Here is a 17,065-nt window from a genome sequence, read left to right on the forward strand (position 1 = left end):
CGTCAGGCAGTACGCCGGTCCAGCTGTCGGAGCCAGCCCTCGACGATCTCCGCCGTCAGCGCGGAGTCCTCCCGGATCAGCGAGAGGTGGTCCGCGTCCACCGTGCGGATGTCCGCCCCCGGCACGAGCGGCTCCTGCGCCGCGCTCGGCCCCGAGTCCGTGCCGAACAGCGGCTTGTCGCACTGGACCAGCAGGACGGGGGCCGTCGTGTGCCGGACCTCCAGCTGGTTGAGCAGGACCATCCACCGTCCCATCGCCGACAGCCTGGAGTTGGTCAGGCGTACCGGAGAGGTGTCCGCACTGGTGAAGTTGACCCTCATCATCCCGGTGTAGTCGACACCCTCGTCGCTGTTGTGCTGGAAGCTCAGGGTGTCCAGCAGGACCACTCCGGCGGGCCTGATCCCCCAGGTGTTCTCCAGCAGCCCGGCGGCCGCGTAGGCGAAGGAACCGCCGGAGGAGTGGCCGACCAGGACGAAGGGCTCGCCGTCGCTCGCCCGCAGGGCGCTCTCGGCGATCACCCGGGTGGCTACCTCCGGCGTGGCCGGCAGGCGCTCCCCGGAGGCGAAACCGACCAGTGGCAGAGCCGAGACCTCGCGCTCGCCGCGGAAGTGTGCGGCGAGCCTGGCGTACTGGTGGATGCCCGCGTTGGCGGTGGGCGCGCTGATGCAGATCAGGCGCGGCTTTCGCGGGCCTTCGGCCAGCGTGGCCGCCCAGGGCAGGTCCTCCAGTTCCGCCGTCGCCGAGAAGGTCGGGCGAAGCGCGGCCACGGTCGCCAGCATGCGCTGCGCCTCCGGGACCTTGCCGTTGCCGAGCGCCTCCATGAACAGCCGCTCCAGCGAGTCGATCTCCGGCTCACTGGACGGCACCGCGACCGCGCCGGTGGCCGACGGGTCGAGGCTCGGCTGCGCGGACAGCTCACTGCGGACCCAACCGGCCAGGTCGGTGGGCGTCCTGCTGTCGAAGACGACCGTCGCGGGAAGCCGCAGGCCCGTGACCGCGGCCAGCCGGTTGCGCAGTTCGACGGCGGTCAGCGAGTCGAAGCCCAGTTCGTAGAAGTCGCGGTCCGCCTCGACGGCCTCGGCCGACGCGTGGCCGAGCACCGCGGCGGCCTCGGTGCGTACGACGTCCACGAGGTAGCGGGTGCGGTCCTGCTCGCCGAGCTCCAGCAGCTGCCGGGTGAACGAGAGGGCCGAGTCCGCCCCGCCCGCAGCGTTCGCCGCGGCGCGCCGGGCGGTCCTGACCAGGCCGCGGAAGAGCGGCGGAACCTCGCCCTGCGGGCGCATCGTCCCGGCGGCCAGACCCAGCGGGATGACCAGCGGCTCGTCGGAGCCGGCGGCCGCCTCGAAGAGGCCGAGCCCCTGCTCCACCGAGAGCGGCGGCATACCGCCGGACTGCATGCGCCGCATGTCGGCTTCGCTGAGCTCGCTGGTCATACCGTCGTCCTGCGCCCACGGGCCCCAGGCGAGCGAGGTGCCGGCCAGCCCCAGCGACTTGCGGTGGTCGATCAGGGTGTCCAGGAAGGAGTTCGCCGCGGCGTAGTTGCCCTGGCCCGGACTGCCCATGATGCCCGCGATGGACGAGAAGGTGATGAAGGCCGCCAGGTCGAGGTGACGGGTGGCCTCGTGCAGGTGCCACGCCGCATCCACCTTCGGGCGCAGCACCGCCGCGAGACGTTCCGGCGTGAGGGAGGTCACCACACCGTCGTCGAGCACACCGGCGGTGTGGATGACCGCGGTGAGCGGGTGCTCGGCAGGAACGGCGGCCAGCAGCGCTGCGGCGGCGTCCCGGTCTGCCGTGTCGCAGGCCGCGATCGTCACCTCGGCACCCAACAGGCGCAGCTCCTGCGCGAGTTCGGCCGCCCCGGGGGCGTCAGGGCCGCGTCGGCTGGTGAGCAGCAGATGCCGCATGCCGTTGACGGCCAACCGCCGGGCGAGGTGGCGGCCGAGCGCGCCGGTACCGCCGGTGATGAGGACCGTGCCTTCGCGGTCCCACACCCGTGGCATGGTGAGGACGATCCGTCCGTCCCGCTCCTCGCCGGTCCTTCGGAACGCGGTAGGGGCGTGCCGGATGTCGTACGCGTGGCACGAGGTGGCCGGCAGCGGCCGCAGCTCGTTCCGGGCGAACAGCGCCCGGACCTCGGCCGGGATCGGACCGGTCCGCCCTGGGCCGGGCTCGGGTGCCCCGGCCAGGTCGATCGACCGGCCGTCGCGCGACAGCAGCCGGGCCGAGGCGTCGGCGGACCCTCCGGTGACGGCGTTCACTGTGAGGTCGACTCCTCGGTGGCCGGTGGCCTCCAGGACCCGGCTCTCGAACTCCGCCGTCCCCGGCAGTGCGACGCGGTCGGACGAGAGGCCCAAGCCGCGCAGCGTGTCCCACACGCCGTCGGGGGCGGTGGCGAACACCTCGGCGCCCAGGACTCGTGCGATCTGGATCGCGGCCTGGCCCATACCCTCGGCACCGGCGTTGACCAGGACCGACTTTCCGGCCAGTGAGCTGGAGAGGTCCGTCAGCGCGTGGTAGGCCGTGACGAAGTCGGCCGAAACGGTCGCCGCCTGCTCCCACGTCCAGTCCTGGGGGACCTGCGCAAGCAGCCGCTCGTCCACGACGGCCACCGGGCCGGGCGTCCCGAGGCCCACCGGCAGCAGGCCCATGACACGGTCCCCGGGCCTGACGGCGGCCTCACCCGTTCCAGCCGTTCCACCGGTTCCACCGGTCTCGGCGGGGCCGGCCTCGATGACCACACCCGCGACCCCGCCGCCACCCGTCGGCAGCTGACGGGTGCTCACCCCGACGGCGCGGACCGCGAGCCGTACCTGACCGGCGGCAAGCGGCTCCGCCGCCTCCGGGCAGGGGGCGAGGACCAGATCGTCGACGCCGCCGTCCTCCGGAACGTCCAGCCGCCACGGCACACCGGCCGGTGGCAGCAGGCTCGGACCGGTCGTCAGCCGGGCCAGCCGGCCGACCCGCACGGTGCCGTCGCGGACGACGAACTGGGCTTCGCCGGTCGCCAGCAGGCCCGGCAGGCAGGACAGCGCCGCGGGGACGTCCTCGTCCTTCTCGATGTCGAGGAGGACGAAGCGGTCCGGGTGCTCCGAGTTCGCCGAGCGCACCAGACCCCAGGCCGCTCCCCCGGCCAGATCGCGCAGCTCCTCACCGTCCGCCGCACGGATCGCGTGGCGGGTCACGAACACCAGGCGCGACGCCGCGAACCGCTCCTCCGCCAGCCAGTCCTGCACCAGCCCCAGCACCCGGGCCGACAGCCCGTGCACCGCCGTCGGCACATCCGCGACGGCGTCCGAGGCAGCCGGGGTGGCCGGGGTGGCCGGGAGCGCCACGACCAGCAGATCCGGGACGCCTGCGGTCGCATCCGTCAGCGAAGCGACCGACGCACCCACGCCGAACTCGTCGGCGCCGAGCGCCACACACCGGACCGACTCCGGCGACCGGCCCGCCGGCGCCGCCGAATCCGCCGGCGCCGAGATCCACTCCACTCGGAACAGCGGCTCTCGCGCGCTGCTTCGAGCCGCCACCGCGAGGGAGGCCGAGGGGGCCCGCAGGACGATCGACTCCACCGACAGCACCGGCGCGCCCTCGGCGTCGATCGCCGTCAGGGACACCGAGTCCTCGCCGAGCCTCACCACACGTACGCGCAGCACCGAGGCGCCACCCGCATGCAGCGACACACCGCTCCACGCGTACGGCAGCCGGACTGCCTCCTCGTCACCGATCCCCGCCAGAGCGGCGGCGTGGAGGGCGGACTCCAGCAGTGCCGGATGGATGCCGAAGTACCTGGCGTCCTCGGCGGGTTCGCCCGAGAGCTCCACCTCGGCGAGGACTTCGTCCCCTCGGATCCAGGCCGCCCGCAGTCCCTGGAAGGCGGGGCCGTGGCCGAGCTCGTCGTAGAAGCCGTCCAGGTCCACGGCGAGTCCGCTCACGGGCGGCCACACCGGGGCATCCCAGACCGGGGTCCTGGACTCCTCGGCCCGGTCCCTGGCGGTGAGCGTGCCGGTGGCGCAGCGGGTCCACGGCTCGTCCGGGGCCGCGTCGGCGGGGCGCGCGTAGCAACTGACCGTACGGGCCCCCGAGTGGTCCGGGGCGCCAACCCACACCTGGACGACGGGTTCCTCGTCCTCGGCGAGGACGAGCGGTTCGGTCACGGTGAAGTCCTCGACCCGGTCGCAGCCGACCTGGTCACCGGCTCGGATGGCGAGTTCCAGGAAACCCGTGGCCGGGAACATGATCCGGCCGCCGACCCTGTGGTCCAGCAACCACGGATGCACGCGCAGCGAGAGACGGCTGGTGAACAGCACCCCGTCCGAGTCGGCCAGCGGAACTGCCGCGCCGAGCAGCGGATGTTCGGCCGGGACGAGTCCGGCCGAGGTCACGTCACCCGAGAGCGGCGCCGGACGCGGCCAGTAGCGCTCGTGCTGGAAGGCGTAGGTGGGCAGGTCGGCCCGGCGAGCGCCGGTGCCGTCGAACAGCCGGGCCCACTCGATCCGCACGCCCTCGACGTGGACGCGGGCGAGAGCGGTGAGCAGGGCGCTCTCCTCGTCGTGGTCCCTGCGCAGCAGCGGGGTGACCACGCAGTCCTGCTCCAGGCTCTGCTGGGCCAGCGCGGCCAGGACGCCGTCGGGCCCGAGCTCCAGGAACGCCGACACTCCTTCGTCGGCCAACTCCCTTACTCCGTCGGCGAAGCGGACGGCCTCGCGGACGTGACGCACCCAGTACTCCGGTGTGCACACCAGCTCCCGTGCCGCCAGCCCACCGGTCACATTCGACACCAGCGGGATGTGCGGCTCGCCGAAGGACAGACCGCTCACAACGGCACGGAAGTCCTCCAGCATCGGGTCCATCAACGGCGAGTGGAACGCGTGCGACACCCGAAGCCGCTGGGTTTTACGACCCTGTGCCTCGAAGTGAGCGCGGATCTTCTCCACCGCGTCCTCAGCACCGGAGACCACCACCGACGACGGACCGTTCACCGCCGCGACCGACAGCAACTCACCCAACAGGGGCAGGACCTCGTCCTCCGTCGCCTCGACAGCGACCATCGCCCCGCCGGCGGGCAGCGCCTGCATCAAACGGCCACGAGCCGCCACCAGCGCACACGCATCCGCCAGCGAGAACACACCCGCCACATGCGCAGCCGCTACTTCGCCGATCGAATGCCCAGCGACGAACTCCGGTACCACACCGAGGGATTCGAGAAGGTGGAACAGCGCCACCTCGATGGCGAACAGCCCGGCCTGGGCGTACATCGTCTGGTTGACGAGGTCCTCGTCATCGCCCCAGATGACGCCGCGCACCGGCTGCTCCAGGTGCTCGTCCAACCCCGCGCACACGGAGTCCAGTGCCTCCGCGAACACCGGGAACCGGCCGTACAACTCCCGGCCCATATCCAGCCGCTGAGACCCCTGCCCCGAGAACAGGAACGCCGCCGAACGATCCGACGCCACCCCACGAGCAACCTCGGCAACACCGGAGACACCCGCCAGCAACACCGCCCGATGCGCAAAGCTCGTCCGCCCCGCCGCCAGCGAGAACCCCGCACCAAGCGGCGACAGCTCCAGTGAGGAGACCCGCTCGATCTGAGCATCCAGCGCAGCCTCGGACTTGCCCGAAACCACCCACGGCACCACCACAGGCGACACCACAGCTTCACCGTCGGCACTTTCGACCAGCGGCGCCTGCTCCACGATCACATGCGCATTCGTCCCACTGATCCCGAAGGACGACACGCCCGCCCGCCACGGCCGGCCCACCTCGGGCCAGGGCCTGGCCTCGGTGAGCAGGTCCACCGCGCCCGCCGACCAGTCGACGTGCGAGGACGGCTGGTCGATGTGCAGCGACTTGGGCAGCACGCCGTGCCGCATGGACATCACGGTCTTGATGACACCGGCGACACCGGCAGCCGCCTGCGTGTGCCCGATGTTCGACTTGAGCGACCCCAGCAGCAGCGGCCGCTCGGGGTCCCGGTCGCGCCCGTAGGTGGCAAGCAGTGCCTGTGCCTCGATCGGGTCGCCGAGCGACGTGCCCGTACCGTGCCCCTCGACGACGTCCACCTCGGCGGCCGACAGCCCGGCGCCGGCCAGGGCCTGCCGGATCACCCGCTGCTGCGACGGACCGTTCGGCGCGGTGATGCCGTTGGAGGCACCGTCCTGGTTGACGGCCGATCCCCGCACCACGGCCAGGATCTCGTGCCCGTTGCGCCGGGCGTCGGAGAGCCGCTCCAGGACGACGACCCCCACACCCTCGGACCAGCTCGTGCCGTCGGCGGCGTCGGAGTACGCCTTGCACCGGCCGTCCGAGGCCAGCCCGCCCTGCACGGTGAATCCGGCAAAGCTCACCGGAGTGGTCATCACGGTCACACCGCCTGCCAGGGCGAGCGAGCACTCGCCGCTGCGCAGGGCCCGGGTCGCCCAGTGCAGTGCCACCAGGGACGAGGAGCACGCCGTGTCCACGGTGACGGCGGGGCCCTCAAGACCGAGGGTGTAGGAGATCCGGCCGGACAGCACACTGGTGGCGAGACCGGTACCGGCGTGACCTCCGATGTCCTCGCGGGAGTTCATCATCAGCGTCGCGTAGTCCAGGCCGTTGGTGCCCACGAAGACGCCGGTCTGGCTCCCCTGCAGCTTCTCCGGGTCGATGCCGGCCCGCTCGAACGCCTCCCAGGAGGTCTCCAGGAGCAGGCGCTGCTGCGGGTCCATCGCCAGCGCCTCGCGCGGCGAGATCCCGAAGAACCCGGCGTCGAAGTCGGCGATGCCGGGAAGGAATCCGCCTTCGCGCGTCGCGCTCCGGCCGCGTCCGTCCCGATCTCCGACGAGCAGCGTCCTGAGGTCCCAGCCCCGGTCGTCCGGGAAGGCGGAGATCCCGTCCCCTCCTTCGGAGACCAGGCGCCACAGCTCCTCCGGGGAACGGACGCCGCCCGGCAGACGGCACGCCATGCCGACGATGGCGATCGGGTCGTCGGTGATCCCGGCGCCGGCGGCCACGGCCGCCGGGGTCCGCACGTCCGCCTGCTCCTCCAGCAGCTCGGCAAGGAGGTGTTCGGCGAGGACGGTCGAGGTCGGGTAGTCGAAGACGGAGGTGGCCGAGAGCTTCAGGCCCGTCGCCAGGTTCAGCCGGCCGGGCAGTTCGATCGCGGTCAGCGAGTCGAAGCCGAGGTCGCGGAACTTCCGGTCCGGCGCGATGGCCGACTTGTCCGCGTAACCGAGCACGGCTGCCACATGCGTACGGACCAGATCGGTGAGGAGCACCAGCCGTTCGGGCTCGGGCAGCGAACGCAGCCGCCGACCGAGCTCCGACGCCGCCGAGGCGAACTCGCTGCGCGCCGCGTCGGCGTCGGCGATCGCCTGCCGGGCCGCCGGGAGCCCCCGCAGCAGGGGATTGCCGCGCAGGCCGACCAGGGTGTCGAGGATCTGCGGCTGCTGGAGGTCGAGGAGTACCAGCGTGGGCGCGGGCTTGGTGACGGCCTGCCGCAGCGCCGCGAGGGCCAGCTCGGGGTGGACGGCGGGAGTCGCCGTGCGGCGCGGGAGCTCGTCCGGTTCACCGACCGGGCCGTCGTCACCGACCCAGGCGCCCCACGCCACCGAGGTCGCCACCAGTCCCTGCGCCCGGCGCCGCTGGGCGAGGGCGTCGAGCACCGCGTTCGCCGCCGCGAGGTTCGCACGGCCGGGACTGCCGACGGCACCTGCGACGGACGAGAACAGAACGAAAGCGGAGAGTTCATGACCGTTCGTCAACTCGTCCAGGAGCAGCGCGGCCGTGACCTTTGCCCGGTGGACGGAGTCGAACCGTTCGGGTGTCAGGTCCTCCAGGACACCGTCGTCCACGATTCCGGCCGCATGCACGACTGCGGTCAGCGGCTGGTCGGCCGGGATGGCCCCCAGCACGGCGGCCAGCTGCTCACGGTCCGCCGCGTCGCACGCGACGACGGAGACCTCTGCGCCCAGCAGCCGCAGCTCGGCCGCGAGCTCGGCCGCACCCGGCGCCTCCGGGCCCCGGCGGCTGACGAGCAGCAGGTGACCGGCGCCCGCACCCGCCAGCCAGCGGGCGACGTGCGCACCTCGGCCGCCGGTCCCGCCCGTGATCAGCACCGTGCCCCGGGGTTCCCACCCGGCATCGGGCGAACCGACGGGGGCCGGCACCAGCCTGCGGCCGTAAAGGCCGGTCGGCCGGATCGCGACCTGCTCCTCACCGTCGAGGCCCGCCAGCACACCGGCAAGCCGCTGCACGGCCCGCCGGTCGGGCGTCTCCGGCAGGTCGATCAGACCGCCCCACTGCTGGGGGTACTCCAACGCCGCAACCCGGCCGAGCCCCCACACCCCGGCCTGCGCCGGTTCCGCCGGCGCCTCGGTCCGGCCGACCGCCACGGCTCCCTTTGTGACGCACCACAGCGGCGCCGTGATCTCCGCGTCGCGCAGTGCCTGGAGCAGTACGGCCGTAGCCACGACCGCGCCGGCTGCGGGCTCGCCTGCATCGGAGGTCCCGTCCGCATCGGAGGTCCCGTCCAGCGCGAGCAGGGAGAGGACGCCCGCGAACGGGGTACCGGGGGCGGGAAGTTCCCGCAGCCGCTCGGCGAGCGCGGCACGCTCCGGGGCCGGGTCGATGTTCAGGCAGAGTGCGTCGGACCCCACCGCCTTGATCACGGCGGCCGTCCACTCCTCGTCCACGCCCTGGACCGGAGCGACAACCAGCCACGGTCCACTCGGCCGAGCGGACGACGCACCGGACAACAGCTTCCACGACTCGTGGAGCCGCAGTGCATCGAGCAGCGACTGGTCCCGGCGGTGCCGCCGCCACGACGACAGAGCCGGAAGCACCGCACCCAGCGCGTCGGTGTCCACGGCCAGATCCGTGGCCAGGGTGTCCAGGTCCTCGCCCTCGACGGCGGCCCAGAACTGCGTGTCGAGGGGGTCCTCGACGCTGCCGGCCGCCATGCCTGCCACGGGGTCGGTCTCCGGCCAGTAGCGCTCGTGCTGGAAGGCGTAGGTCGGCAGGTCCACCCGCTGGGCACCGGTGCCGTCGAAGAGGCGGGTCCAGTCGATCCGTATGCCTGCGACGTGGACGCGGGCGAGAGCGGTGAGCAGAGCGCTCTCCTCCTCGCGGTCCTTGCGCAGCAGCGGAGCGACGACGCACTCCTGGTCCAAGCTCTGGTGGGCCAGGGCCGACAGGACACCGTCGGGCCCCAGCTCCAGGAACGCCGACACACCCTCGTCGGCCAACGCCCTTACTCCGTCGGCGAAGCGGACGGTCTCGCGGACGTGGCGCACCCAGTACTCCGGTGTGCACACCAGCTCCCGCGTGGCGAGCTCGCCCGTTACGTTGGACACCAGCGGGATGCGCGGCTCACCGAAGGACAGCCCGCTCACAACGGCGCGGAAGTCCTCCAGCATCGGATCCATCAACGGCGAGTGGAACGCATGCGACACCCGAAGCCGCTGCGTCCTACGGCCGTCCGATGCGAACTCCCCGGCGATCCGCAGGACTTCACCCTCGGCACCGGCGACCACCACCGACGACGGACCGTTCACCGCCGCGACCGACAGCAACTCACCCAACAGGGGCAGGACTTCGTCCTCCGTCGCCTGCACAGCGACCATCGCCCCGCCGGCGGGCAGCGCCTGCATCAAACGGCCACGAGCCGCCACCAGCACACACGCATCCGCCAGCGAGAACACACCCGCCACATGCGCAGCCGCTACTTCGCCGATCGAATGCCCAGCGACGAACTCCGGTACCACACCGAGGGATTCGAGGAGCCTGAACAGCGCCACCTCGATGGCGAACAGCCCGGCCTGGGCGTACATCGTCTGGTTGACGAGGTCCTCGTCCTCGCCCCAGATGACGCCGCGAACCGGCTGCTCCAGGTGCTCGTCCAACCCCGCGCACACGGAGTCCAGTGCCTCCGCGAACACCGGGAACCGCCCGTACAACTCCCGGCCCATACCCAGCCGCTGAGACCCCTGCCCCGAGAACAGGAACGCCGCCGAACGATCCGACGCCACCCCACGAGCAACCTCGGCAACACCGGAGACACCCGCCAGCAACACCGCCCGGTGCGCAAAGCTCGTCCGCCCCGCCGCCAGCGAGAAACCCACATCAAGCGGCGACAGCTCCAACGAGGAGACCCGCTCGATCTGGGCGTCCAGCGCAGCCTCGGACTTGCCCGAAACCACCCACGGCACCACCGCAGGCGACACCACAGCTTCACCGTTGGCACTTTCGACCGGCGGCGCCTGCTCCACGATCACATGCGCATTCGTCCCACTGATCCCGAACGCCGACACCGCCGCACGCCTCGGCCGACCATCCTCCGGCCAATCCACCGACTCCGTAAGGAGCTTGACATCACCGGCCGACCAGTCCACATGCGACGAAGGCGCATCCACATGCAGCGTCTGCGGCAGCACACCGTGCCGCATCGCCATCACCATCTTGATCACACCCGCAGCACCCGCCGCCGCCTGCGTGTGCCCGATGTTCGACTTGAGCGAACCGAGCAGGAGGGGCTTCCCTTCCTGGCGACCACGTCCGTAGGTCGCCAGCAGGGCCTGTGCCTCGATCGGGTCGCCCAGCGTCGTTCCCGTGCCGTGTCCCTCGACCACGTCCACCTCGGCGGTCGACAGACCCGCGTTCGCCAGCGCCTGGCGGATGACCCGCTGCTGCGACGGGCCGTTCGGCGCGGTGAGACCGTTGGAGGCACCGTCCTGGTTGATCGCGGACCCGCGCACCACCGCCAGGACCTCGTGCCCGTTGCGCCGGGCGTCCGACAGACGCTCCAGCACCAGCACACCCACACCCTCGGACCACCCAGTACCGTCCGCCGCATCCGCGAACGCCTTGCACCGCCCGTCCGACGCCAGCCCACCCTGCCGGGTGAAGCCGGGGAAGCCGAGCGAGGACGACATCACCGTGACGCCACCGGCGAGCGCGAGCGAGCACTCTCCGCTGCGGAGCGACTGGGCAGCGAGGTGCATCGCCACCAGGGACGACGAGCAGGCTGTGTCGACCGTGACCGCAGGACCTTCCAGACCGAAGGTGTACGAGATGCGGCCGGAGACGACGCTCGCGGCGAGACCGGTGCTGGCATGGCCCTCGATGTCCTCACGGGAGTTCATCACCAGCGTGAGGTAGTCCTGTCCGCCCGTGCCGACGAACACACCGGTCTGGCTGCCTCGCAGGGTGGCCGGGTCGATCGCCGCACGTTCGATCGCCTCCCAGGAGGTTTCGAGGAGCAGCCGCTGCTGCGGGTCCATCGCCAGCGCCTCGCGCGGCGAGATCCCGAAGAAGCCCGCATCGAACTCGCCCACCCCGTGCAGGAATCCGCCCTTCGAGGTGGCGCTGCGACCTCGGGAGTCCGGGCCGCCGCCCAGCAGCGTGTCCAGGTCCCAGCCGCGGTCGGTGGGGAAGTCCGATATTCCTTCGCGGCCTTCCGAGACCAGCTCCCACAACTCCTCCGGAGACCCCACACCACCGGGCAGCCGACAGGCCATACCCACGATGGCGACGAGGTCGTCGGCCGCCCCGACCGCCACAACGGGGCCGGCCACCTCACCGTGTTCGTCGAGGAGTTCGGCGAGGAGGTGTTCGGCGAGGACAGTCGGGGTGGGGTAGTCGAAGACCAGGGTCGCCGGCAGACGCAGGCCTGTGACGGCCGTCATCCGGTTGCGCAGCTCAAGCGCGGTCAGCGAGTCCAGGCCCAGATCGTGGAAGTCCCGCTCCGCGCCGATGGCCTGTGCGGAGGAGTGTCCGAGGACGGTGGCGGCCTCGGTGCGGACCAGGTCCACGAGGAGACGGACCCGCTCACCGTCGCGCAACTCGTGCAAGCGGGTCGCGAGAGCCGCAGCCGTACCGGACCCGCCCTCGGCGGTCGCTGCCATCCGCCGCCCACCACGGACCAACCCCCGGAACATGGTGGGGACTTCGCCGCGCGCGCGCGACGCACCGGAGGCTGCGAGCTGGCCGATCGGGACGACAAGCGGCTCGTCCACACCCATCGCCGCATCCAGAAGAGCCAGACCCTGCTCTACCGAGAGCGGCGGAATCCCGGACGAACGGATCCGCTGCATATCCGCCTCGGACAACGTCCCCGTCATACCACCCGACGGAGCCCACGCACCCCACGCCAACGACTGCCCCACCAGACCGAGCGAACGACGATACTGCGCAAGACAGTCCAGGAAAACATTCCCCGCCGCATAGTTCCCCTGCCCCGCACTGCCCATCACACCCGAGACCGACGAGAACAACACAAACGCCGACAGATCCAAACGCTCCGTCAACTCATGCAAATACCAAGCCGCATCCACCTTCGGACGCAACACACCCGACAACCGCTCCACCGACAACGACGACACCACACCGTCATCCAGCACACCAGCCGTATGAACCACCGCACACAACGGACGATCCACCGGAACACCGGCCAGCACACCCGCCAACGCATCCCGGTCCGACACATCACACGCCACCACCGAGACACGGGCCCCGTGCCCCTCCAGCTCAGCCGCCAACTCCACCGCACCCGGCGCACCCAACCCACGCCGACTCACCAGCAGCAGACTCCGCACCCCATGCACAACCACCAGATGACGAGCCACCTCACGACCCAGACCACCCGTACCACCCGTGACCAGAACCGTCCCAGCACCCCAACCCGCAAACCCCACAGACCCCACACCATCAACAGCCGCAACAGCGGCAGCAGCGGCACTCAACCGGGCCAACCGACCCACCCGCACCACACCACCACGCACAACCACCTGCGGCTCACCCACCGCCAACACCTCAGCCAGCGGCACCTCCGCATCAGCCTCGACATCCACCAACACGAACCGGCCCGGATTCTCCGACTGCGCAGCCCTCACCAGACCCCACACCGCACCACCGGCAAGATCCCCGACCACCTCACCCGCATCCACCGCAACCGCATTCCGCGTCACGAACACCAGACGCGACCGAGCAAACCGCTCCCCCGCCAACCACTCCTGCACCAACCCCAGCACCCGAGCCGACAGCCCATGCACCCCACCCGGCACATCAACACCCGCACCCGACACCGGAACCAACACCAACGCCTCATCACCCGAGACATCAGCCAACGAACCAACACCAACACCCAACGTCACACAACGGACCGGCTCCACCACCCGACCCACAGGAGCAACAACCCACTCCAAACGCAGCAGCCCATCACGCCCACCACCAGCCGAGGCACCAAGCGAACCCGACACCGCACCCAGCACCAGCGACTCCACCGACAGCACCGGAGCACCCTCGACATCAGCCACCTCGACGGACACCACATCCTCACCCAGCCGAAGGATCCGCGCCCGCACCACAGCAGCACCCGCCGCATGCAACGACACCCCGCTCCACGACAACGCCACCAGCTCCCGGTCGTCCCTCAGAGCCGAGGAAGCAGCCGCCCGCACCACCGTGTCAAGCAACGCCGGATGCAAACCGAACGACCCGGCATCGCCAGCCTGCTCCGTGAGCACAGCCTCGACGAACACCTCCTCGCCCCGCCGCCACACCGACCGCAACCCGGGCAGACCCTCGGCATCGACCACAACCGCACCCCGAGGCGGCCACACCTCGACTCCAACAGCCCCTGCCCGAACCCCCGACACCAGCACACCCGACGCATGCTCCGCCCACGGCCCATCCACAACCCCGGCCCCACGCGAGAAGAAACCCACGGTCCGGGCACCGGACTCATCGGGAGCGCCCACCCACACCTGAACCGCCACGGCACTGTCCTCGGACAGCACCAGCGGCTCCGTCATGGTGAACTGCTCCACCCGGTCGCAGCCGACCTGGTCGCCTGCCCGGATGGCCAGCTCCAGGAAACCCGCGGCCGGGAAGACCAGCACCCCGCCCACCGTGTGATCGGCCAGCCAGGGATGCGCGTTCAGCGACAGCCGACCGGTGAACAGCATCCCTTCGGAGTTCGCCAGCGCGACCGTCGCGCCCAGCAAGGGGTGCTCGGCAGGTACCAGCCCAGCACCCGTCACGTCGCCCACGTGCACCGCCGGCTTCGGCCAGTAGCGCTCGTGCTGGAAGGCGTAGGTGGGCAGGTCCACCCGGCGGGCGCCGGTGCCCTCGAAGAGCCCGGCCCACTCGATCCGCACACCCTCGACGTGAACGCGGGCGAGAGCGGTGAGCAGGGCGCTCTCCTCGTCGTGGTCCCTGCGCAGGAGCGGGGTGACGACGCAGTCCTGCTCCAGGCTCTGCTGGGCCAGCGCGGCCAGGACGCCGTCGGGCCCGAGCTCCAGGAACGCCGACACTCCTTCGTCGGCCAACGCCCGCACACCATCAGCGAAGCGGACGGCCTCGCGGACGTGACGCACCCAGTACTCCGGTGTACACACCAGCTCCCGTGCCGCCAGCCCACCGGTCACGTTCGACACCAGCGGGATGTGCGGCTCGCCGAAGGACAGACCGCTCACAACCGCGCGGAAGTCCTCCAGCATCGGGTCCACCAACGGCGAGTGGAACGCATGCGACACCCGAAGCCGCTGGGTTTTACGACCCTGTGCCTCGAAGTGAGCGCGGATCTTCTCCACCGCGTCCTCAGCACCGGAGACCACCACCGACGACGGACCGTTCACCGCCGCGACCGACACCAACTCACCCAACAGGGGCAGGACCTCGTCCTCCGTCGCCTGCACAGCGACCATCGCGCCACCAGCGGGCAGCGCCTGCATCAAACGGCCACGAGCCGCCACCAGCGCACACGCATCCGCCAGCGAGAACACACCCGCCACATGCGCAGCCGCCACCTCACCGATCGAATGCCCAGCCACGAAGTCCGGCCGCACGCCCAGGGATTCGAGGAGCCTGAACAGCGCCACCTCGATGGCGAACAGCCCGGCCTGGGCGTACATCGTCTGGTTGACGAGGTCCTCGTCCTCGCCCCAGATGACGCCGCGCACCGGCTGCTCCAGGTGCTCGTCCAACCCCGCGCACACGGAGTCCAGCGCCTCGGCGAACACCGGGAACCGCCCGTACAACTCCCGGCCCATATCCAGCCGCTGAGACCCCTGCCCCGAGAACAGGAACGCCGCCGAACGATCCGACGCCACCCCACGAGCAACCTCGGCAACACCGGAGACACCCGCCAGCAACACCGCCCGGTGCGCAAAGCTCGTCCGCCCCGCCGCCAGCGAGAAACCCACATCAAGCGGCGACAGCTCCAACGAGGAGACCCGCTCCACCTGAGCATCCAACGCAGCCGCAGACTTCGCCGACACCACCCACGGCACCACCACAGGCGACACCACAGCTTCACCGTCGGCACTTTCGACCAGCGGCGCCTGCTCCACGATCACATGCGCATTCGTCCCACTGATCCCGAACGCCGACACCGCCGCACGCCTCGGCCGACCATCCTCCGGCCAATCCACCGACTCCGTAAGGAGCTTGACATCACCGGCCGACCAGTCCACATGCGACGAAGGCGCATCCACATGCAGCGTCTGCGGCAGCACACCGTGACGCATCGCCATCACCATCTTGATCACACCCGCAGCACCCGCCGCCGCCTGCGTGTGCCCGATGTTCGACTTCGCGGACCCCAGCCACAACGGCCGCTCCGGCTCACGGTCCTGGCCGTACGTCGCCAGCAGTGCCTGAACCTCGATGGGGTCGCCCAGCGGCGTACCCGTACCGTGCCCCTCGACGACGTCCACATCCGCAGCCGACAGCCCGGCACCCGCCAGGGCCTGCCGGATCACCCGCTGCTGCGAAGGACCGTTGGGCGCCGTCAGCCCGTTGCTCGCACCGTCCTGGTTGACGGCCGAACCGCGCACCACCGCCAGGACCTCGTGCCCGTTGCGCCGGGCATCCGACAGACGCTCCAGCACCAGCACACCCACACCCTCGGACCACCCAGTACCGTCCGCCGCCTCCGCGAACGCCTTGCACCGCCCGTCCGACGCCAGCCCACCCTGCCGGCTGAAGCCCGAGAAGCTCATCGGTGTGGACAGGACGGTCACACCGCCCGCCAGCGCCATCGAGCACTCACCCGCGCGCAGCGCCTGAGCCGCCACATGCAGTGCCACCAGGGAGGAGGAGCACGCCGTGTCCAGGGTGACCGCCGGGCCTTCCAGCCCGAGCGTGTACGAGACACGGCCCGACAGCACGCTCGCCGTGAGGCCGGTGGTCGCGTGGCCCTCGACGTCCTCGCCCGAGTTCATCACCACGCCGACGTAGTCGACACCGGCCGTGCCGACGAAGACGCCGGTCCGGCTGCCGCGCAACGTGGTCGGGTCGATCCCGGCCCGCTCGAACGCCTCCCAGGACGCCTCCAGGAGCAGCCGCTGCTGCGGGTCCATCGCCAGCGCCTCGCGCGGCGAGATCCCGAAGAAGTCCGCGTCGAAGGCACTCGCGTCGACGAAGCCGCCCTCGACGGCGGCGCTGGCGCCGTTCCCCTCGCCAGCGAGGGCTTCGAGGTTCCAGCCTCGGTCCGTGGGGAACGGCGAGACACCGTCCCTGCCTTCGGCCAGCAGTTCCCAGAACTCTTCCGGAGATCGCACCCCGCCAGGGAGGCGGCAGGCCATGCCGACGATGGCGATCGGTTCCTGCTTGCCTGACTCGACATCCAGCAGTCGTTGGCGAGTCTGGTGCAGGTCGGCCGTGACCCACTTGAGGTAGTCAACGAGCTTGCTGTCGTTCGACATGAGGGGAGGAACCTTCCTGTGATGACTAGAGTCGGATCAGCGGTCGCTCAGACGGCCGAGCTCGTTGTCAATGAATGCGAAGACTTCATCCGTACTGGCGGATTCGATGCGCTCGGCAACGCTGCCGGCCGCGGTGTCCGCGTCGGCGCCCCGCCACTTCTCCAGCATCTGGTGCAACCTGACCGCTATCGCGGTCCTGGTGAGGTCGTCCGGCTCACCGGCCGTCAGTACGGCGTCGAGGCGGTCGAGTTCGGCCAGCAATGACCGCTCGTCCGCTGCGCCGTGTTCGTCGAGGAGTTCGGCGAGGAGGTGTTCGGCGAGGACAGTCGGGGTGGGGTAGTCGAAGACCAGGGTCGCCGGCAGACGCAGACCCGTGACAA

General features: G+C 70.9%; 1 protein-coding gene and 1 pseudogene. Both read right to left on the bottom strand.

From position 1 onward, the window contains the following. Positions 1–2: 2 nt before the first annotated feature. The gene (locus tag P3T39_RS33765; RefSeq protein WP_280703098.1) at positions 3–16,685 is read right to left on the bottom strand and encodes a type I polyketide synthase; all 16,683 of its coding nucleotides are present in this window, start codon (positions 16,683–16,685) and stop codon (positions 3–5) included. Between the two features lie 36 nt (positions 16,686–16,721). Next, a pseudogene (locus P3T39_RS33770) lies at positions 16,722–17,065 on the bottom strand (beta-ketoacyl synthase); the annotation flags it as partial.

This window comes from Kitasatospora sp. GP82 (assembly GCF_029892105.1).
Taxonomy (GTDB): domain Bacteria; phylum Actinomycetota; class Actinomycetes; order Streptomycetales; family Streptomycetaceae; genus Kitasatospora.